At 47.5% G+C, this 19,041-nt stretch carries 22 protein-coding genes; 8 read left to right on the top strand and 14 right to left on the bottom strand.

Annotated elements, in window-relative coordinates; translation table 11 throughout:
* The 8 genes from DXB44_RS13325 to DXB44_RS13295 form a co-directional block, all read left to right on the top strand.
* The coding region (locus tag DXB44_RS13325; RefSeq protein WP_147366464.1) for a sigma-70 family RNA polymerase sigma factor at nucleotides 1-306 on the top strand (306 nt) is incomplete at its 5' end.
* Entirely contained in the window at nucleotides 299-991 is a 693-nt protein-coding gene (locus DXB44_RS13320; RefSeq protein WP_118659016.1) for a DUF4367 domain-containing protein, read from the top strand. The genes DXB44_RS13325 and DXB44_RS13320, both read left to right, overlap by 8 nt.
* A 181-nt stretch (nucleotides 992-1,172) precedes the next feature.
* Nucleotides 1,173-1,559 (top strand): hypothetical protein, encoded by a 387-nt coding sequence (locus DXB44_RS14480; RefSeq protein WP_146746959.1) that lies wholly within the window; start codon nucleotides 1,173-1,175, stop codon nucleotides 1,557-1,559.
* 106 nt (nucleotides 1,560-1,665) lie between these two features.
* Nucleotides 1,666-1,872, top strand: coding sequence for a hypothetical protein (locus tag DXB44_RS13315; protein ID WP_015536772.1), 207 nt, complete (start codon nucleotides 1,666-1,668; stop codon nucleotides 1,870-1,872).
* Nucleotides 1,873-2,192: 320 nt separating this feature from the next.
* Entirely contained in the window at nucleotides 2,193-3,056 is an 864-nt protein-coding gene (locus DXB44_RS13310) for a hypothetical protein (protein WP_015536773.1), read from the top strand.
* Nucleotides 3,057-3,072: 16 nt separating this feature from the next.
* Nucleotides 3,073-3,384, top strand: a complete 312-nt coding sequence (locus DXB44_RS13305; protein WP_015536774.1) for a hypothetical protein — start codon at nucleotides 3,073-3,075, stop codon at nucleotides 3,382-3,384.
* Between the two features lie 137 nt (nucleotides 3,385-3,521).
* Complete coding sequence (locus tag DXB44_RS13300) at nucleotides 3,522-3,917, top strand: hypothetical protein (RefSeq protein ID WP_015536775.1); 396 nt, start codon at nucleotides 3,522-3,524, stop codon at nucleotides 3,915-3,917.
* Nucleotides 3,918-4,137: 220 nt separating this feature from the next.
* Nucleotides 4,138-4,599, top strand: coding sequence for an SMI1/KNR4 family protein (locus DXB44_RS13295; RefSeq protein WP_015536776.1), 462 nt, complete (start codon nucleotides 4,138-4,140; stop codon nucleotides 4,597-4,599).
* Nucleotides 4,600-4,861: 262 nt separating this feature from the next.
* On the opposite strand, the gene DXB44_RS13290 is transcribed toward DXB44_RS13295, so the two are convergent.
* The 14 genes from DXB44_RS13290 to DXB44_RS14865 form a co-directional block, all read right to left on the bottom strand.
* On the bottom strand, nucleotides 4,862-6,250 hold the full coding sequence (locus tag DXB44_RS13290; RefSeq protein ID WP_118659015.1) for a relaxase/mobilization nuclease domain-containing protein: 1,389 nt from the start codon (nucleotides 6,248-6,250) through the stop codon (nucleotides 4,862-4,864).
* A 61-nt stretch (nucleotides 6,251-6,311) separates the two neighbouring features.
* A complete protein-coding gene (locus tag DXB44_RS13285) occupies nucleotides 6,312-6,590 on the bottom strand; it encodes a hypothetical protein (RefSeq protein ID WP_055187087.1) in 279 nt (92 codons plus the stop codon).
* A 108-nt stretch (nucleotides 6,591-6,698) separates the two neighbouring features.
* Nucleotides 6,699-7,031, bottom strand: coding sequence for a plasmid mobilization relaxosome protein MobC (locus DXB44_RS13280; protein ID WP_118659014.1), 333 nt, complete (start codon nucleotides 7,029-7,031; stop codon nucleotides 6,699-6,701).
* On the bottom strand, nucleotides 7,028-12,802 hold the full coding sequence (locus tag DXB44_RS13275; protein ID WP_118659013.1) for a DEAD/DEAH box helicase family protein: 5,775 nt from the start codon (nucleotides 12,800-12,802) through the stop codon (nucleotides 7,028-7,030). The genes DXB44_RS13280 and DXB44_RS13275 overlap by 4 nt, the downstream gene beginning before the upstream one ends.
* Before the next feature lie 368 nt (nucleotides 12,803-13,170).
* The gene (locus DXB44_RS13265) at nucleotides 13,171-13,524 is read right to left on the bottom strand and encodes a TnpV protein (protein WP_117930556.1); all 354 of its coding nucleotides are present in this window, start codon (nucleotides 13,522-13,524) and stop codon (nucleotides 13,171-13,173) included.
* Between the two features lie 888 nt (nucleotides 13,525-14,412).
* Complete coding sequence (locus DXB44_RS13255; RefSeq protein ID WP_097779474.1) at nucleotides 14,413-14,658, bottom strand: CPCC family cysteine-rich protein; 246 nt, start codon at nucleotides 14,656-14,658, stop codon at nucleotides 14,413-14,415.
* A gap of 29 nt (nucleotides 14,659-14,687) precedes the next feature.
* Nucleotides 14,688-15,122, bottom strand: coding sequence for a hypothetical protein (locus tag DXB44_RS13250; RefSeq protein WP_118659012.1), 435 nt, complete (start codon nucleotides 15,120-15,122; stop codon nucleotides 14,688-14,690).
* 65 nt (nucleotides 15,123-15,187) lie between these two features.
* Entirely contained in the window at nucleotides 15,188-16,123 is a 936-nt protein-coding gene (locus DXB44_RS13245; RefSeq protein ID WP_118659011.1) for a hypothetical protein, read from the bottom strand.
* 21 nt (nucleotides 16,124-16,144) lie between these two features.
* Complete coding sequence (locus DXB44_RS13240; RefSeq protein WP_005921747.1) at nucleotides 16,145-16,867, bottom strand: AAA family ATPase; 723 nt, start codon at nucleotides 16,865-16,867, stop codon at nucleotides 16,145-16,147.
* A gap of 33 nt (nucleotides 16,868-16,900) precedes the next feature.
* Nucleotides 16,901-17,287 carry a DUF2500 domain-containing protein gene (locus DXB44_RS13235; protein WP_015536783.1) on the bottom strand — a complete coding sequence of 129 codons (387 nt, stop codon included), beginning with the start codon at nucleotides 17,285-17,287 and terminating at the stop codon, nucleotides 16,901-16,903.
* Between the two features lies 1 nt (nucleotide 17,288).
* Complete coding sequence (locus DXB44_RS13230; protein WP_015536784.1) at nucleotides 17,289-17,636, bottom strand: DUF6054 family protein; 348 nt, start codon at nucleotides 17,634-17,636, stop codon at nucleotides 17,289-17,291.
* Nucleotides 17,637-17,808: 172 nt separating this feature from the next.
* Entirely contained in the window at nucleotides 17,809-18,012 is a 204-nt protein-coding gene (locus DXB44_RS13225; protein ID WP_015536785.1) for a transposon-transfer assisting family protein, read from the bottom strand.
* Nucleotides 18,002-18,517: a YodL domain-containing protein gene (locus DXB44_RS13220; protein ID WP_117930563.1), complete on the bottom strand. Its 516-nt coding sequence runs from the start codon at nucleotides 18,515-18,517 to the stop codon at nucleotides 18,002-18,004. Before DXB44_RS13220 ends, DXB44_RS13225 begins: the two co-directional genes overlap by 11 nt.
* Before the next feature lie 8 nt (nucleotides 18,518-18,525).
* On the bottom strand, nucleotides 18,526-19,041 hold a 516-nt coding region (locus tag DXB44_RS14865), incomplete at its 5' end, for an LPD16 domain-containing protein (RefSeq protein ID WP_347561834.1).

The following is a 19,041-nucleotide window of genomic DNA, read 5'->3' as shown; positions in this document are numbered from 1 at the left end:
TGTAGTAGAAGCCGTGCATACGATATGCTTCGCAAGCAGCGGGAAGAACCGCTGGAAGAAATCCCGGACGCACCAGATGATGCCCCAGTGCCGGATGATGCAGTAGTCAGCACCGATAACATCCAACACCTGACAGAACTGATCGGACAGATGAAACCAATGTATCGTGCCCCACTACGTCTTTTGGCAATGGGCTACACCAACCGGGAGATTGCCGAATCGCTTGGACTGACGGATGAAGTGGTTCGGATGCGGCTTTTCCGTGGAAGAAAACTATTGTGGAAGGAGTTGAACAGCCATGAGTGAGAGAGCAGAAGTTTCTTTTGATGCTGCATTGATGATGGCACTCCGTGCAGATGCACAAAAAGAGCTGGATGAGCTGCCAAGTCCGGCCCAGCTTAAGGAACGCTACCCGGACACGTCCCGATGGGATGCTCGCCTGCAAGCGGCGTTGCATAAACACCGCCCTGTGCTGAAACGAGTGCTTATTACGGTCCTGACGCTGGTAATTTTAACTCTCGGCGCGCTTGCAGTAAGTGCAGATTTCCGCAGGGCAGTCTATACGATGATTCAGAAGTTCATGCCCGTTGAGATGCAACTGACATATCAGGTGGATGGCGAGCCGTTGGAACAGCTTCCGAATGGATACAGCGACCACTATGTGCCGGATGGATTTGAACGAGATTATGAACAAGGGTATGATAACGAAATATCCTTTCTTCATGCCTATGTTGATGTCAATGATAAGAACATCTTTTATTATGTGGACTGTTCCGTAATTCAAGACTATGGACAAGTCGAAACTTTCGACAATGAGCACACGGTTTATGAGCGCATTAAAATTGGAACAGCCGATGCAACACTTGGAACGAGTAATAACGGAGGACGTACAGGATATGTGCTAGTATGGGAGAAAGATGGCATTTCGCATACGATTATTGGAAAGATATCGCATGATGAGCTTCTAAGAATTGCGGAAAGCATTTCCTGATTTGTCAAGACCTTGCCGACACACTTGTGATTGTTTACAAATGTGTCTGCATTTTTTGTACAAATATACAAAGTTGATAAAATCTCGAAAATTTTTCAAAAAAGCTGTCACAAACACAATGTGAACTACGTTGACTGAGCAAAAGCTCCTGTTGGAGTACACAAAATGGAGGTTATGTCTTATGTCCAAAAAGCGTCTTGTCACTCTCATTCTGTCAATCGGTATTTTTCTGAGCCTTGCCGCAACGGTTTTTGCTGCTGGCCAACCTAGGCGGTATAACGAAAACAGCACTGTCAAAGGGACGATTTCTCAAAGTTTTTATCAAGTTAATGCCAAAACTGATGTTGCGGTAAAGCGCATCACCGTCACTGGAACGCTATATGAAAAAGGAACATTCGGTACGTGGCAGAAGGTAAGCAGCTGTTCTAACACCAGTACATCTTCTTCCTGCTCAGCAAGCAGTAATTATAATACAAAGCCCGGAAGATCGTATCGCCTTGAATGTTCAGCAACATTCACTTATTCAAATGGGCAGAGCGAAACTATCACATCAACTGCCAGCCATTAAATGATTTTATAAAAGAGCGATTTTGTTAAAAAGAGGTGATGCTAATACAGCATCTACCGGCATCGATTAACACGATTGAACTAAACTAAAGGATTCATTAATCAAAATGACGAAAGAAGAAATCATTTCCATGCTATCAAAGGAATTGAACAGTGAATGGACGAATGGAGTCACATGTTTGATGGTGGAAAATTCCGATAGCTATATTCCAGTAATAGTTCATCACAATAAAAATGAACTTATTGTTGAAGTAGTAGAACAAGACAAGAAGATTTACCGCATCGGACGAAATGAGCTAAATAAAACATCTTAGTCATCACCAAAAAAATCATTGAAATCAGTCACAATTTGACGCATAGAATATGAATTCAAACTTGATATGAGGTGATTCCAATGCAGAACTTAAAGCATTAACCATTTTGCGCATGTACATTCAGACGGTGAAGCTCAAAAGGTTTGATTGTTCTGAAGGAATCACACACATCTTTGTAACGGCATTTGCTGTCGTAAACGTAAATATCATCTGAAAACTTTACAGCATCAGCCGGATGTTATGGAATCACTCATTCGCAAATAATATTAGTTATATTTGTTGGACGATAATCTCTTTAAGAAGAAAGGAAGTGTAGAACAATGAAAAAAGTCTATCAATCTTTTATCTCGATACTTTTAGTTTTTTCTTTATTAGCCAGTATGACATTAACTTCTTTTGCAACCGCAAAAAATAATAAAGTGGGTGATAAAGTCACCTTATATGAAGATCATGAAACAATCGTTGAAATGTATACCGACCTTTCGGGAAACCGCATTCTGAATCAATATCTGAATGGAAAGCTTATACAAAGAGACACCCTCCTGACATCAAGCCCTAATAGTATAAAACGTGATTTTTTCGATGATAGTGTTACAAGAAAGTCATCAAGCGACGTTATTTATATTGAACAGTATGGTAAATTAACCTCTGACAATAATGAGCGTGTACAACCTTGCGCTGTGCAAACAGCAGGAACAATCAAATATCGCGCTGCTTTAGATACAGGATATATTTATTATGGCTTGAAGTGTACATATGATACAAAAAATCTTGGATCCACGACATACACAATCAATAATTTTGTTGGAAGGATGGTTGATTTAATTGCACTTGTTGTGGGCGCATTGACGTTACCGAATATTGTTGCAGAAGCATTTTTGGACGCACTTATTAAGGGACTGGGAATTACGGTTGCTAGCGGTATGATTAAAAATGCCGTTACGGATACTGTCAGCTGTATAAAAACACAGTATACATGGAATCTTGTTGATACGACAGCAGCTTCGCATCAGAAAAATGTTTACGGATATAAATATTATATAACAGATGTGAAGTCTGCCGCAAAAAACAACAATTACTACGAAGGCTATGTTCCGAAAGACTGGAAAACGCAGTCTCTTGCTGTGAACTTTCACAATGAAATGTTCACTTATAATGCATGGAATGTTGTAGGATGGGCGTAATGCCGAGGAAGTGCAAATGTCTTTAAACAATCAAGAAAAATTTGTCAATAGTTTTTGGGTGATTATTCTTTTAGTTGCTGTTGGAATCTATTTTTGGGTGATTCCTAAAAATTCAATCGCAGAAGCGTATAGCAAGAAAAAACACTACAACTTGAAAAAGACATCAAGATTCTTGGCTGTTGGTTTTTGGATAATAGCGATTTCTTGTGTTCCAGTGCTGATTTCGCTGTGGTTTGATACTCCTTGGATCTGCATTATATGTGTGATTCTCTTGGTACTGGGGACATCTGTTCTACACGATTATGAGAGTGGAGGAAAATTGAAATAAATTTATTCGTATTATACGCATTGCTATCATCAGACTATGTCGTACTATAATAGTGGAGCGTCCACACCTTTCCGGACGGATACTGATTATTACCAAGCTGTTGGTGGCTAACGCATACGGTTTTGCAGGTATAGACAATGAAGAAAACTTTATATACATTTTTGGGCTGGAATTTTCTGCTGTTTGTAGCCGGTTTAAGTGATATTGTTTTTTACAGAGATCTTACATCGGCAGAAGCTATGGCAATAAGTTGGACCCAGCCAGCACTCGTAAGCGTCACTTCATTTTTGATATTGCTTTCAATATATTATGGGATGCACCAGCTCCTTTTTGGAAAAAATTTCCATTTAAAACTGGAAGTCAATCAGGAAGATGTCGATAAAGCGCGAGATTCAATTTTCGCTTTTTTGAAAAAGGGAAAAATTGTCCCTGAAAAATTGCAGCAACACTTGAAGTATTTGATAATCGCTGAAGTTGTTTTGTGGTGCATTTTCATTATCTATCTTTTTGTATCAAGCTCTACAGCAATCTAATCCCATTACGGAAAAGTGAAAGCTCGCCAGATTTTATGTCTGGCGAGCTTTCATAATATTCTAATTTATAGCATTATAGCAACTCCAATTCAAATTCATCATATAAAGCCCTTGAAATATGGTGGGAAAAGTGTGAATAGCAATTTGATTCCCCTTCCAAAAGCAATTCACACTCAATTTACTACATGGTGGGCACAATATTAAAAAGAGGTAGACTGGAATGAATGGTTTAGATAAAGTTATAGAGCATCTGAATCATGCGCATTTAGATGCTCTATTAAATCCACCAACCGATGATATGATATTGGAACACTTAAAAAAAGAAATGGGACATATTCCAGCTGATTATATTGAATTTCTGAAGCGATGTAATGGACTGACGCTTTATCACAGCGGAGACTATTGCTTATTTGATGCTCAGGAAATTCTTTCGTTCCATTTTAGTAATGATAATTTATTATGTCGGTCGGCATGGAAAATTGGATATTGGATGGGATATGATATTGTCATTAACGTGGATGACATAGAAAAAGAGTATCTTTATGCGGGGGACTGTTGCTCAACAGATGAATTTGTATGTGTTGGAAATATACTAAATTTCATTGAAGAAATTGTTAAAAATGGAGGTGATCCTTACTGGACAATCAACGAAAATCAGTACAGAGATTTTTCAAAAAAATAATTTCAAAGTCAAATACTTTCGCCAGTTGATCCGATACCGGACGGAAGATGGTATTGCCCGGATTGTGGGAACTTAAATGATTCTTACGAACTTTTGCAAAAACTGTGGAAAAGTCCGATAAATGAATAAGGCAATATAAGAAGTTATTTGCCATCCGTTAAGTATTTTGAATTGGTAATGGTTATAAGATGATTCGCTAAAAAGCAAAAATCCGCCGAGGACTCCTCCCGAAAAAACGGGAAGGATCCTCGGCGGATTTCGTTTATCGTGCTTGTCCTTTTTCGGTTGTACTTTTTTCCTCTGCAAAGAACATCTCTACATTTTTCTGAGCTTTCATCAACTCCTGCATCTCATCTCGTGCCTTACGATAGTCCGGGTATGATTCTTTCTTCTTTTTCAGAAGTTCAGCGTATTCGATGCTCAAGTCCTTAGCCTTTGGCAGCTTTTTCAATCCGGCTTCATCAAAAGCCGTTTTTGCGGCCTTATGCAGCGTGATTTCTTCCCGGTGGGTGTCCAGAAATCTCTTACTATACCCGGCTTTGCGGTAGGCATCATAGACCGGGCGTGTCCGGGCATAATTAACGATGTGCGTTCGCAGAACAGCAATCTCGGCCATGCGCGTTTCTGTTGCCTTGATTGAATCGCCTAGTTCATGATAGCGAGCAGTAGCAGCATCTATACGCTCCTGCATTTCCTCAATGCTTCCGATTTTGTTCTCCTGTAAGAAAATCAGCGTTTTGGACATTTCTTTCAGATTATATCGCTTTGCCCAGCGAGCATACCCCATGCTCTTTCCCTCGGCCAGCTTTGCCTGAATGTCCACCAGCATCTGAAACTTTTGTTCCGGTACGATGCGCTTCTGCTTCTGCCGGGGATGGTGTTCGGCTTCCCCAGAGATAACAGCTTTCAGTTCTTCTTCACTATATCCTGCGCCCAAAGTGCGGAACCGGATGAATCGCTTCTGCCGTGCGCCTTTGACGGAGGTGTATTTTCCACGCTTGACCTCATAACCCTGCTGCTCCAGTCCTTGCAGAAAATCTTCGTAGTCTTTGGGCTTTTCCGCCAGAATAGTGTCAATCACGCCACATAGACGGTCACGATTGCTTTCTTTGGGCGGGTAGAGTGTGCGCTTCTGCCGCTCCCGATAGGGTTTTATCTCAATGACGGAAAGCTGATGCTCTAAGCAGATCAGATCGCTCAACCGTTGCACAGCCAGCCCGGACAATAAAAAATCCCGGAATTTCCGGATGCTGTCCAACGCAGTGGAGTTGTAGATAATGTGATTATGAATGTGTTCCCGGTCCGTGTGGGTTGCAACGATAAACGCATACTTGCCTTTGGTGAAACGCATTGCCAGCTCATAACCCACCTTGTTGGCTTCTTCGGCGGTGATCTCGCCGGGTTTGAACGACTGCCGGATCTGATAGGCAATCACGTCACTTTTTTGTCTGCGCCCAGTGACAAGTTCATACTGCCGTTTGGACAGCATAAATTCTTCATCCACCGTCAAAGGACTACATTCGTAGCTGCTAATCAGTTCGCCATGCTCAGTCTTATCGGGATTCTGTACATAGTCTGTACGGCTTTTCAGACAGGCCGCAACCGACTTGCCTTTGTTTTTGTGCAGCGCGATCAGCCGTGTTGCGGCCATCCTAAATCACCCCCATAAAAGAAAAAGCCGCCCGAAGACGGCAAAAGATTGAAAATGTTCCTTACAGTTCGGCCAACCACTCACTGAAACGCCCGATGCCCTCGGTGATGGCAGTTGCACCAAAAAAGAGGATGAAGCAGATGAACTCGGCCACCAGCAGGATAAAGAATTGATTCCAAGTCTGACGGTAAGCAGTGTAGATGCCGCAGCCGAAGATGTAGAGCATCAGCGGAGCAACTACATAGCTGGACAGGGTTAGTAGCCACCTTGCCATCAGAGCTAGAAACGCCACAAAGAGAGAAATCGGGAAAAGAACAATTTTCTTCAGCATAGACATCATATCAAGCACTTCCTTTCTGTTCGCCCTTATTATAAAGGTATCGACTACTACGTTGCAAGGATGTCAAGCATTATATGTACACCCGCAGTCCTCCAACTGCGGGAATTTTTATAGCTCTGCCAGCTTGGAAAGAATTTGCTTGCCAATGTCAATCAGTTCATCCAGCCGCTGCCGCAGGTCCTCCATGTCAGCGGCGTAGACCTTGCCGCACTCGTTGGCACGCTTGGCGTACTGATTCAGATTGTTGCTACAATTCTGGAGCAGATAAGCCATTCGGCGTAGCTGCGGCAGATCGAGATTTAGGCAGTATCCATCCAATGCCATTTTGCGGATATAGGCACTCAAGCTGCGGATGCCCATGCTGAACATCTTTTCATAGATGCGGTTCTTTTCTGTTTTGGTCAGGCGCAGGATGATGGTTTCATCCCGCTTTTCTTTCATCGTGCATCACCATCCCTATCATAATAGCTGCGGAACGGTTTGACAGGCTCCGGCTGATTGGTCTTTTCCCCCAGTGCAGCCAGCACAGACGGACGAGTTGCAGGTGTTTCGGTTTCCTCGGATTCTTCGGGAGCATCCTGCGAGGAACTGCGGTCACGGTCGATGTTCAGCAAGGCGTTCAATTCAGCAAGGCGGGCAGACTTTTCGGCCAGTTCTTCCTCCTGTGCAAAGGGCTTTGCCACTTCGACCTCTGCGGCCTGCTTCTGCTGTTCAAGGTTTTGCAGAGCATTTTCGGCATCTGCAATACGGTCAGCGAAATTGTCGATGGCATTGTCCAGACGAGTGATATTGCCGCGCGCATCATCGCCCAGCGACACCGGGTAACTCAACTCTGCCCGGAGTACGGCCTGATGCTCATTTTTGAAGCTGTCGAATCGAATGTTCAGTTCAAAGCCACGGTAGGTGCCCAGCAGCATCATATCAGCATTGGGCATCTCCTGCCGAGCCAGCAGCAGCCGTTCGCCTGCAGCCTTTTTGTCATCGTACACCATGCCCTTGATGGTCATGCCGCAGAAGTTTTCTTTGTCCTGCGGGTGTGCTGCTGCAATCTGTGAGTCCTGTTGTAAAGCAGCAATGCGGGTTTTCTGTTTCTGGATCTCTTCCGGGAATGTTTTGAGCAGCTTATCCTCCAGACGATATTTCTGATTCTGGAAGTCTCCGCGCAGCACCTTCAATTTTGCTACCTGCACGTCCAAGTCCATCTTTTCCCGGATGCGAGGGTCGCCTGCACACAGAGCCTTGATTTCTGCGTAAGATAAAGCCTGTTCGTCAATATCATCGCAAGATCGCATAGGCGATTTGCTCGTCATGATCTGCGAGATAAACTTCTGTTTATTCTCAAGGGTCTGATAGAGGTAGGCGTCAAATGTCGATTCCGTGACGTAGTTATAGACGTAGACTTGTTTGTTTTGATTGCCTTGGCGGATGATTCTGCCATTGCGCTGAGTCATATCCGACGGACGCCAGCCTACATCCAGATGATGCACCGCTACGAGCAGCGTCTGGACGTTGGTTCCTGCTCCCATTTTGGCAGTGCTGCCCAGCAGCACACGCACCTGTCCGCTGCGTACCTTGGAGAAAAGTTCTGCTTTCTTGTTCTCCGTATCTGCGTTGTGGATGAACTCGATCTCCTGTTCGGGCACACCGGCGTTGAGCAGCTTGGAGCGGATATCATCATAAACGTTGAACGAACCGTCCCCCTTGGGAGTAGACATATCGCAGAAAATCAACTGGGTCAGCTTCTGCTCTTTGGTGTCGTTCCAGATGCGCAGGACGTTGTTGACGCAGGCATTTAACTTGCTGTTGGGGTCATCGGGCAGAGCGGAATTCATCAACCGCTGGTCAAGACCGATTTTGCGACCATCCGACGTGATTTTCAACATATTATCCACAGAAGGGTCAACAGAACCGCTGTGGACTTCGGCTGCACGTTCGCTCAACGCCTGCACCATGTCCTGTTGGATTTCCGAAGGCTTGACCACTACCGTCTCAAATTTTGCATCAGGCACCGGGAGATGAAGCTGGTCGCTGGTCTTGATATCTGCTGCTTCTTTGAACATCGCCATCAGTTCAGGCAAGTTGAAGAACTTCGCAAAACGAGTGCGTGCACGGTATCCGGTGCCTTCGGGCGCAAGTTCGATGGCAGTAGTAGTTTCACCAAAAGTAGAAGCCCACGCATCAAAATGGGTCAACCCTTTCTGCTGCAAGGTGTTGTACTGGAGGTAGCGCATGAGGGTGTACATCTCGGTCATACTGTTGCTCAGGGGTGTACCCGTTGCAAAAATCACGCCACGGCCACCGGTGATTTCATCCAGATAGCGACACTTGCCGAACATATCGCTGGATTTTTGTGCCTCGCTCGTACTCAAACCTGCGACATTACGCATTTTCGTGTACAAGTAGAGGTTCTTAAACGCTTGGCTCTCATCCACAAACAACCTGTCTACGCCCAATTGTTCAAACGTAACCACATCATCTTTACGGTCTGCGCCTTGCAGCTTTTCCAGTTTCTGTTTCAGAGACTTGCGCAACTTTTCCAGCTGCTTTACTGTGAAATGCTCACCAACCTGTGCTTTCGCTTCTTCGATGGCCTCCTCGATTTCATCCATCTGTTCCTGAATCAGACGCTCCTGTCGTTCTGCGGACAAGGGTATCTTTTCAAACTGGCTGTGTCCGATGATAACTGCATCATAATCACCGGTCGCAATTCTCGCACAGAATTTTTTTCGATTACCGGGTTCAAAATCTTTCTTGCTGGTAACCAGCAGCTTCGCATGGGGGTACAGACGTAAAAACTCGCTGGCCCATTGTTCCGTCAAATGGTTTGGCACGACAAAAAGACTTTTCTGACACAAGCCCAGACGTTTCAGTTCCATAGCGGAAGCCGCCATCTCAAAACTCTTGCCAGCACCGACTTCGTGCGCCAAAAGGGTGTTGTACCCATACAGCACATGGGCAACCGCATTGCGCTGATGCTCTCGCAAATTGATCTCCGGGTTCATGCCCACAAAATGAATGTGACTACCGTCATACTCACGGGGGCGGGTGCTGTTAAAAAGCTCGTTGTACTTTTTTACCAGTAGGGCGCGTCGCTGTGGATCTTTCCAGACCCAGCCAGCAAATGCGTCCTTGATGGCCTGCTGTTTCTGCTGGGCGAGGGTGGTTTCGTTTTGATTCAGCACACGCTTTTCTTTCCCATTCTCCTCGATGGTATCATAAACGCGGCTGTCACGCAAATTCAAGGTATCCTCCAAAATCTTGTAAGCGTTGGCTCGGCGGGTACCGTAGGTTTCGGTGGCCATAATGTCACCAAAGCCAGTAGCAGATTTATTGCTGATTCGCCATTCGGAAGTGTAAGGGGAGTAGCGAACGGTGATGGCATTGTTGTAGCGGATACGATAGGGCGGCTGAAAAGTTTCCATCATGAACTGCTGCACAATAGAGGGGGCAAGCCATGTGGCACCCAGCCGCACATCAATTTCAGAAGCTTCCAAATCTTTGGGCTGCGCCTTAGTCAGTGCGTCCACATTGCCCTTGAACTCCGAGCGGCTTTCTGCAGCAAGTTGTGCCATCCGTAGTTTATCGCGCACATTACCCGAAAGGTATTCGTCCGCTGTTTGCCAGCCGGCTTCCGGGTCGTCAGCATCCGCAGCAGGGTCTTTGAAAATCACGCCGGACAATTCGGTGGTGATGCGCTCATAGTTACCGGGAGTGCCCAGCAGTTCTGCCATATAAGGCAGGTCTACTTTGCCATGCTCCCCGATGGACACTGCCAGTGCTTCACTGGGGGTATCCACGCTGGTGACAACACGCTCTGGCCGAATCGTCCGCTTGGTAAACATATCTGCCTTGGACTTGAGATTTTTATTCTCGTCCAGATTCTCCAGCGAGCAGAGCAGATAATAGGAGCTGTCATCATCGAACAGGCGGGCATTTTTCTTGTCGTTGATCAGACCGTATTTTGCAGTAAACGCATCGTAGGCATAATTCAGCTTTGCCTGCGATGCCTTGATATCCTCGTCCGGGAAGTCATTCAACTGCTGGTCGATCAACTCGTTGACGATCTGCCGCAGTTCCACCATGCCAGCCACACGGCCTTTGGCGTTGTCGGACAGTTCAATCTGTGTCATGATGGAGTTCTCGCGGTAGTAGATTTCACCATCCACCACAGTATAGCTGAAATTCTTCACGGTAGGGTCTGCGGGCAGAGTTTTGCGCTGCACTTCCGCATCGGCGACGTCCGGAGCGGCAATCTCCACCGCAGTGTACTGGCCCTCGATGTGCTGCACCGCTTCGGTAAGCTGGTCTGCAAGGTTTGCATCTTCGATTGGTGCAACGGTCAGGTCATGGCCGTACTGGGTGCTTTCTAGTTCCAAATTTCCCAGCACCATTTCCGGATGGTCTACAAAATACTGATTGATATTGAAGCTATCTTCGGTCTGCCCCAGCTGCACCCATGCAGGTTCGATGTCTGCAGGGCGGTCACGCTTCTGCAAAAAGAGGATATCCGAAACAACCTCGGTGCTTGCATTTGCCTTAAAAGCGTTGTTGGGTAAGCGGATGGCTCCCAGCAAATCAGCACGTTCCGCCATGTACTTGCGGGCACTGCTGTCTTTGCTGTCCATCGTGAAACGGCTGGTCACGAAAGCAATCACGCCGCCCGGTCGGATCTGGTCGATAGTCTTGGCGAAAAAGTAGTTGTGGATAGAAAAACCCAGTTTGTTGTACGCCTTGTCGTTGACTTTGTACTGACCGAAAGGGACATTACCTACGGCAAGGTCGTAAAAATCTCGGCGGTCGGTGGTTTCAAAGCCAGCAACCGTAATGTCGGCCTGTGGATATAGTTTTTGGGCGATGCGTCCGGTGATGGAATCCAGTTCCACACCATACAGACGGCTGTCAGCCATGCCAGAGGGCAGCATACCGAAAAAGTTGCCAATACCCATGGAAGGCTCCAAGATATTTCCAGACTGGAAGCCCATCTTTTCCACAGCATCATAGATGGCGCGAATTACCACCGGAGAGGTATAGTGGGCATTCAGAGTGGAAGCGCGGGCGGCGGCATACTCCTCTTCGGTGAGCAACCCTTTCAGTTGGGTGTACTCGGCAGACCAGTTTTCCTTGTTGGGGTCAAAGACATCTGCAAGACCGCCCCAGCCTACATACTGTGAAAGCACCTGCTGCTCCTCGGCGGTGGCACCGCGATGCTCCTGCTCCAAAGTGCGCAAGGTCTGGATGGCTTCAATATTGCGGGCGAATTTCTGCTTGGGGCCTCCGACACCCAAATTATCATCTGTAATGTGAAAATTTCCCGCAGCTTCCGGCACAGGTTCAGCGTTCAGGGCTTCATTTGCGGCAGCAGCATTCGGAAAAGTCTGCCATTCACCATTGACTTCTGTGGAGATAGGCAGTTTATCCAATTCTTCATCGGGCGTAGGCTCATCCTGCCGCAGACCGTCCTCAAACTGCTGCTTGTTGATTACCTCGTTATCCCATGACTGCCCATGCGCACTGGTGTCGATGCGCACATCGGTTTCACCCACATAGCCGATTTTGCCCTCAATGGTTCGGGTGGGCAGGTCAACAACAACTTCGTCACCGACCTTGTAATCGGCATTTTTTTCAGGGGCAACCTCAACAAGTTCGTTCTGCTGCTGTTCATACAGTTCTCGGATATGGGGCAAACTCTCGCTTCGGAAGATGGGCTGTCCGCTGTTGGTCAAGTCCATGTCCTGCAAGCTGACGGATTTGAACATGAAGTTGACATGGTCTACACGGAAGTTCCGGTCATCCAGTCTGATAATGCTGCCAATCGGCAGATAATCTTCCTCCCGCAGATATTTTGTCTGGTGGTGGGTGCCATCTTCGCCCTGTCCGGCCAGATAGAGGCTGTTGCCCTCAGCCCACAGCTTCTGCGATTTTGCTACCCACTCTCCACGCAAAAAGCCAGTCACCTTGACTTTTCCCAGCGCATTTTCCTGCGACAGCAAATTAGAGCGCAAAACTTCCTTTACAGTGACTGCATCTTTGTCATAGAACAGAAAATATCCGCCCAGTTCAAAGCCAATCAGGGTATTGGGATACTGTTCTTTCAGGGCGTTGTATTCGGCAGCGACATCACCATCCAGCAGCGGGAGCTGGCGTTCCGCTTCCTGCACGACGGCACGATGCTCTTTTTCTTTATCGGTCAGGTAGCGGTCAGACTGAATCATCAGGTCGATGTATTTCTCGACCTGTGTCCAGCTTAACGTGAATTTCTGATGATCCGGGTAATGGTCAAATTCAAGTCCTTTCCCATCATGATTTACAAAACCGCTGCTGCCGTCCAGAAAGTTGTGAGAATGTCCACCGATGCCGTACTCATGTGCCAGTGCTTTGGCGCGGAGTTTGCGGTTAGGCTGCGTCTGGTACAGTTCGATGATCCGTTGCTTGCCATCCTGGAAACCGGAACCATGCTTGCGCAGTTCGTTTTCAATTTCAGCCTGTGACAAAACAAAAGCGGAGGGCGATTTTTCGCTCTCCGCTCGGTCAATATGTTCGATTTGTTGGGCTTCGATGGGGATGACGGCATCCAGAAGACTTAGCTGTAGATCAGTTCCGTCCGAATCACTTCCTCGACCTGCTCCCGCAGGCTGTTCATGTGCTGCACCCACGCTATCTGGTTCTTCTCTTTGTCCGGTGCCGGGTTCTTCGCCAGCAGATCGACTATCATCTGCTCCTTCATTGCTGCTGCGGTCTGCTCCAGTTCGGTCAGAGTCGGGTACAGGCTCCCGTTCAGGAGCATCGTGTGGTACAGCACCGGGTGCTGCTGTTTCAGAAAGTTCAGGCGCATCCTGCCGTACTTGCCCAGCGGGGTCTTTGGCTGATGCAGGGTCAGGTTCGGGAGAAGATAATCCCCGGTCTGCGTGTAACTCAGATTGCTGCTCATATTCATGCTGGCTCCTTTCATTGTTTCGGCGGCGGATGGTCGTTTTGACTGCCCGCTCTACGGTGCGCAGGACTTCGCGGCTGATGTCGCTGACTGCGGCACCGAGTGTGTAGACAGTGTCCGGGGTTGAGAAATTGTAGATTGCCTGAAAATCGTCCTTGTCGAACCAGCCTGTCGGCTCATAACCACAACGTTCCAGCAGCGTGTAGGTGACGCTGATGGCGGCAGCGGACTTGAACTGCATCTCCACCCCGGCTTCATCATAATCCATCAGAAGCGAACCGTCAACGATGGCGAGAATGTCACCACTGTTGTTGTCCCAGTAATCTGCCACCAGTTTCCCGGCAACATCCGCAAGCTGCTGGCTGACACGCTCTCCGCTGATGCCGTAGGTGGCAGCGAGCATTTCTGAAACCGGCTGCACCAAATCGGGACCGAGCTGCCACACCTCCGGGTCACGGGAATTGCGGCGCACCCCGGTGTCCGACACATCGAAAACGTAGTGCAGGCGCGGGAATCCGCTGGATTCGTCCAGCAAGGCGATGCCCTTAGAGCCACGCCTGACATAGCGGTTCATCCGGTTGCGCCAAATGTCAAATTCGGCGCAGGCGGTGGCATCGGGCCGCTGAGCGTAGATCATAAGCTGGTCGGCAAAGGGGTACTTGTACAGCCGGGATGCGGTGGTCAGGTAATCCGTCCAGCTTTCCCAGTACCGGGTCAAGCCGTTTGCCGTGCGCTGGGCAAGGGCAAGGTATTCTTCGGTTTTGCTTGGCATTTTTGCCTCCTTCTTCAGATTTTAGGGTATAAAAATAGCGGGCAACCGTTTTTGGGTTGCCCGCCAAGGGTATATAATAATTGGGTTATCGTCGACTTTGAAGTTTTGATGATGAATGTCTATTTTTCATCGCTTTCGGGCGGACGAACATAACGTAACATTTTTCTTTCACAGGCACCAAATTCCAAATAGTTGTTTTTTGCCTCGTTTAGAGTTATTCCATGATTCAAGTCACTGGGGTCGCTATCAGAAGTAATAAACGGGTCATTCTCCCAAAAGCAAACTGGGCAAATGTACCCACAATCTTCCTTTGGTGGAACATTATAAGTAAAACATTCGCAGCATGGACATTGATACTTTTTCAAATAGATGCACCCCCGCAAGCACCGACTTGTCAATTTGTATATGGCTCTGTGTCTTTTCCGTCGTATACAATTACTTTAATGTTGGTGGCTGCATCAACATCCGCATGAATACCTACGGTATATTCTTTGTCCGTAACATTCGCAAAAGAGTAGCAGCCTCCCGCAGAAATATTGCCAGATACGATTTCCTGTTCGCCTTCGCAGAGCAAATGCACCACAATTTCAAAATCATTCCTATTCTGAATCGTCAGTGTGCCCGTTTTGGATGAAACCTTTACATTAGAATAAGTGATTACATATTGGGCAGATGTTGATTTTTCTGTACAAGACACAGAGCAATCCCATTGGATTGCAGCCTTCGCATTTCTGTAGGATTCCGAAGATCTATACGCCGAAATTATAATGATTGCGGCTACGGCAAAGACGCTCACGATAATGAACACTATTGGTGCTTTTTTCTTCATAGTCTTTATCTCCAAAATTTCCAATTCATTGAGTTGAGCATATTACATACGCGAACACTCCAAACCTACAGCTCAGTTTCCACCGCAAGCTGCTCCTGCTTCTCTTTTTCATCAGCGATTTGGACATCAACATCTTCGCGCATCTTTTTCAGAAGTGCAAGGACTCGCTTGATTTGGCTCTTGGTGTTTTCCACTCTGCTCTGCGCCTGATTGATGTGATCCAGAACTGCCCAGTCTGCAAAGAGGCCATCAAAGAAGAAATCTGCGAATTTCAAAAAACTGTCTACCGCAACCTGAAGGTCTGCGGTGATCTCAACATCGGCAAGCTCAGTTTTGAACCGTCGCAGTTCCACTTGAAGCTGTTCGATTTGTTTCTGCGCATCGTCCAGTTCCTCATACTTGGCAAGATCGGCCATCAAACCGCCGCCCATTACGTCCCATGTACTCCAGCCCTCGGCATTGTCGAGGGTTTCGAGAACTTCATTGACCGTGTGCAAGGCAGTCTTTCCGGCGTTGATGGCTTCCAGCAGCTCCCACTTTTGGACTTTCAGTGCGGCAATGCGGCTTTCGCTTTCCGCAATCTGCTGTGCGGCAGGGTGGGCAGAGGCTTTGATGCTTTTGATTTTTTCGGAAAGAGCAGCTTGATACTGACTTTCGCAATCGGACAGCCGTGCCAGTCTATTTTGAATCTGCTCCAAGTCGGCATCAACGGAAGAAAGATCATGGAGAGCCGCATCGTACTTGACGCGGGCTGCATAGGCTTCCTGCCGTTCTTTGTCCAGCTTTTCATCCATTTTTCCAATCACTTGATAGAAAAATGCGGCAAGGCTGTGTCCCTCCAGACGGTCCACATCAGCCTGCTCTGCCAGCTTGGATTTTTCCAGCTTTTTCAGGCGATCAGCAAGCGTATCTCTCTGGGCGGTCAGTTCTTTCTGTTTTGCTTCGCAGCTTTTCTTTTCAGCGACCTGCTGCCAAAGCTCTTTCAACGTAGAATCACTCATATGGAATGTCCTTTCCCGGCATTACGTTTCTTCGTTCAGAAGCTGGTTCAAAAAATGCTGCCGATTATTTACAAATGTTTTGGTGATAACGTAGCTGTCCGTATCTTCATACTGACAAGGATGAATCGTGCCATTGTCGAAGCTAAAAATCTCAGCATCAGGCATTCCGAGGAGAATGGGTGAATGTGATACGATAATGAATTGCGCCCCTTCTTGGGCACACCGATAAATGTTGATCAGTAACGTGAGCTGCCGCTGCGGGGATAAAGCGGCTTCCGGCTCGTCAAAAATATAGACTCCATCTGCACCCATGTAGTCCTGCGCAATGGCGAGGAAACTTTCACCGTGTGATTTTTGGTGATAGCCTTTGGAGGGATGATCGTCATCGGAATAGTCGATTTCCTTGGTGGCTACATTATAGAAACTCTCTGCTCGGAGAAAATACCCGAACTTTGGTCTGCGATACCCCTTGGAAATCGTCATAGCCTCACATAGTTCCGAATGGGAGTTGTATGTGGAAAATGAATAGTTCTTCGTTCCACCCTCTGCGTTGAAGCCGTAAGCAACAGCGATTGCTTCCAGAAGCGTAGATTTTCCACTTCCATTTTCGCCAACAAAGAACGTAATGGGCTTATGGAATGTAAAAGTGTCGATTCCACTGATGGCAGGAATCTGACGAACATAATTGTATGGGCGAACTCTGTTCCAGTCGATGGTCAGCCCTTGGATAAACAAATCGTTCATACAGCACTCCATACTATATAATGTAAGAAACACTTAGCTCCGCTCAAACCCAAGATAGCGGGTGCCCTGAAAACTCAGCTTTCCGATGTCGCCCTGCACGAGCAGACCATAATCACTTCCGTCCACTTCAAATTCCATCCGGTCGCCGCTCTCCACCTGAAAAGTCACATAGTACGATGTAAATGTGCTAGTGTCGTATCCGTGCGCACCGGACATATCTCCGGCATTGGCACTGCTGGAATGCGAAACATCGGTGCGCTTTGCTACCACTGTTGCCGGAACGGTAAGCCGCGGCGAGTGGTTGTTTTTGTTCCATGTGCGGAGATTTGAAATTAGAGCAAAGAAAAACATTCCAATAAAAAGCAGGAACAGGATTGGGAAAATGAAGCTGAATATAGCGTCAAACCATCCAAAAAACATTTTACTCCTCCAAAATTTCTTCCAGCAGGTCTTTTACATCGTTCAGAAAAGATTCTTCTCCGAGGGTGTTCACCTTGAAGAACACCGCTTGACTGCCTCCTGCGGTGATGGCAGACAGCCGAACCGGACTGTCCGCATTCTGGAACATGGTCAGAGTCAGACTCAGGCGGTTGCCGCCCATCATGCTGTACCGTTCAAACACCCGGACACTGCACCGAGCATCGCCCTCTTTGAAATCACTGCCTGCCTCCAAATCTGCAGACCAACTGCTGTCTGGAATTTCATTTTCCAGCTTCCGAAGCAACTTGTCAAAGTTTTTGTTTCGGATGGTCTTTTCAAAGATTGCCATAATGGTTCCTCCGTTCTGACAATAAAATTCAGTCCCTTAATCTTGATACGAGCAGAGCCACGGGAAAATTGCGGAGAAATCGCTTGAAGAGAGGAATTTTGTCTGATTTGATTATAGCATATCTTTTGGAAGAACAAAATACTTTATGTACGCCGCCCGCAGGCGGCAAAAATCAGTCCGGGGGAAATTCCAGTTCGGCAAACTCCGCATCGGTCAGCAGCTTCAGCTTTTCGATAACCCCCTCCGACAGTTCCCGCAGGGCAGTTTCATCGGGCATCAGGTAGCACTGCATGAGCCGCAGTTCGTGGACAAGCCCCATCCGGGTGCCGGTGTTGTAGAGCATCATCAGCATCAGTTCCTCATGGTTAAAGTTCATGTTCAGCCCTCACTTTCCGGCATACCGTGGGATTGCACTCCGGGGCATCGCACTTTTCCTTTAGATTCATCAGCACCGAAGGGCGTTCCGGCTGCTTGTCCAGAAACCCCGGCAGTTCCTTGAAGCCGATGCTGTCCACATAATGCACAGATATCTCGCCATTGCGTTTGAGTGCAATCACATCGCTGACGGACAGGCTGTGCCCCTCAAAATCCTGCGGACGGGAGAGGTTGAACATCTGAAACAGTTCTTCCAGAACCTCGTTGTCCGGCACATCCTGCCACATGGTGGGCAAATCAGCATAGTAGGTGACCTCATAATGCTCCGGGTCTGGCGTTTTGCCCCGACGATGCAGTTCCCGCATGGAAGCAAATCTTTCATCGAGGTTTTTTTCGTCATGCCGCAGCTGCATCACCATATAAACATCGCACCCTGCGTTCAGAAACTTCTGCGGGATGTCCGTCATGGGTTCACCGTCAAAATTCTGATCCCATTTTTGCTGCATCGTCCACCTCACAGTTCCGGTGCAGAACGTGCAGAGGATTTTGGCGCAGACGTATCACTTGCCAGTTCTGCCAGCTTTTCCAGTGTGGAAGGGCGATGGTCTGCACTCAGTTCCTCGGCTTCCGCAACTTTATCCATGACGGCATCGTAGTCCTGCAACAGCCGCCGCCCCTTTTCCATGTGGTGTGCTTCCAGAATCTGCTCACGGGCTTCCTGAATGGTCAGTTCCGGGGCATCCAATTGCCCGCCGTCCATCACGGAAAAATCGCTGTGGTAAATGGTGTAGTCCCATCCATCCTCACAGGACTGGATGGCAAGATAACCTTTGCCACCCAGTTCCCATGCGGCCTGCTCGTCCTGTGTCTGAATTTCGGGGTAGAAGTCAGCATGGTTCCGCTCCATGACCTCGGCAAACTGGCAGATGTGGAACACATTGCCCAGACCGCCCATGTCAAAGTGATAATCATCCAGATGTTCCACCCGTGCCGTAAAACTGCGCCCATCCGGGTAATCCACCTGAATCAC

This window comes from Faecalibacterium sp. OM04-11BH (assembly GCF_003482185.1).
Taxonomy (GTDB): Bacteria; Bacillota; Clostridia; order Oscillospirales; family Ruminococcaceae; genus Faecalibacterium; species Faecalibacterium tardum.
The sequence above is the reverse complement of the archived record's forward strand: the minus strand, read 5'-3'. Positions and strand labels throughout refer to the sequence as shown.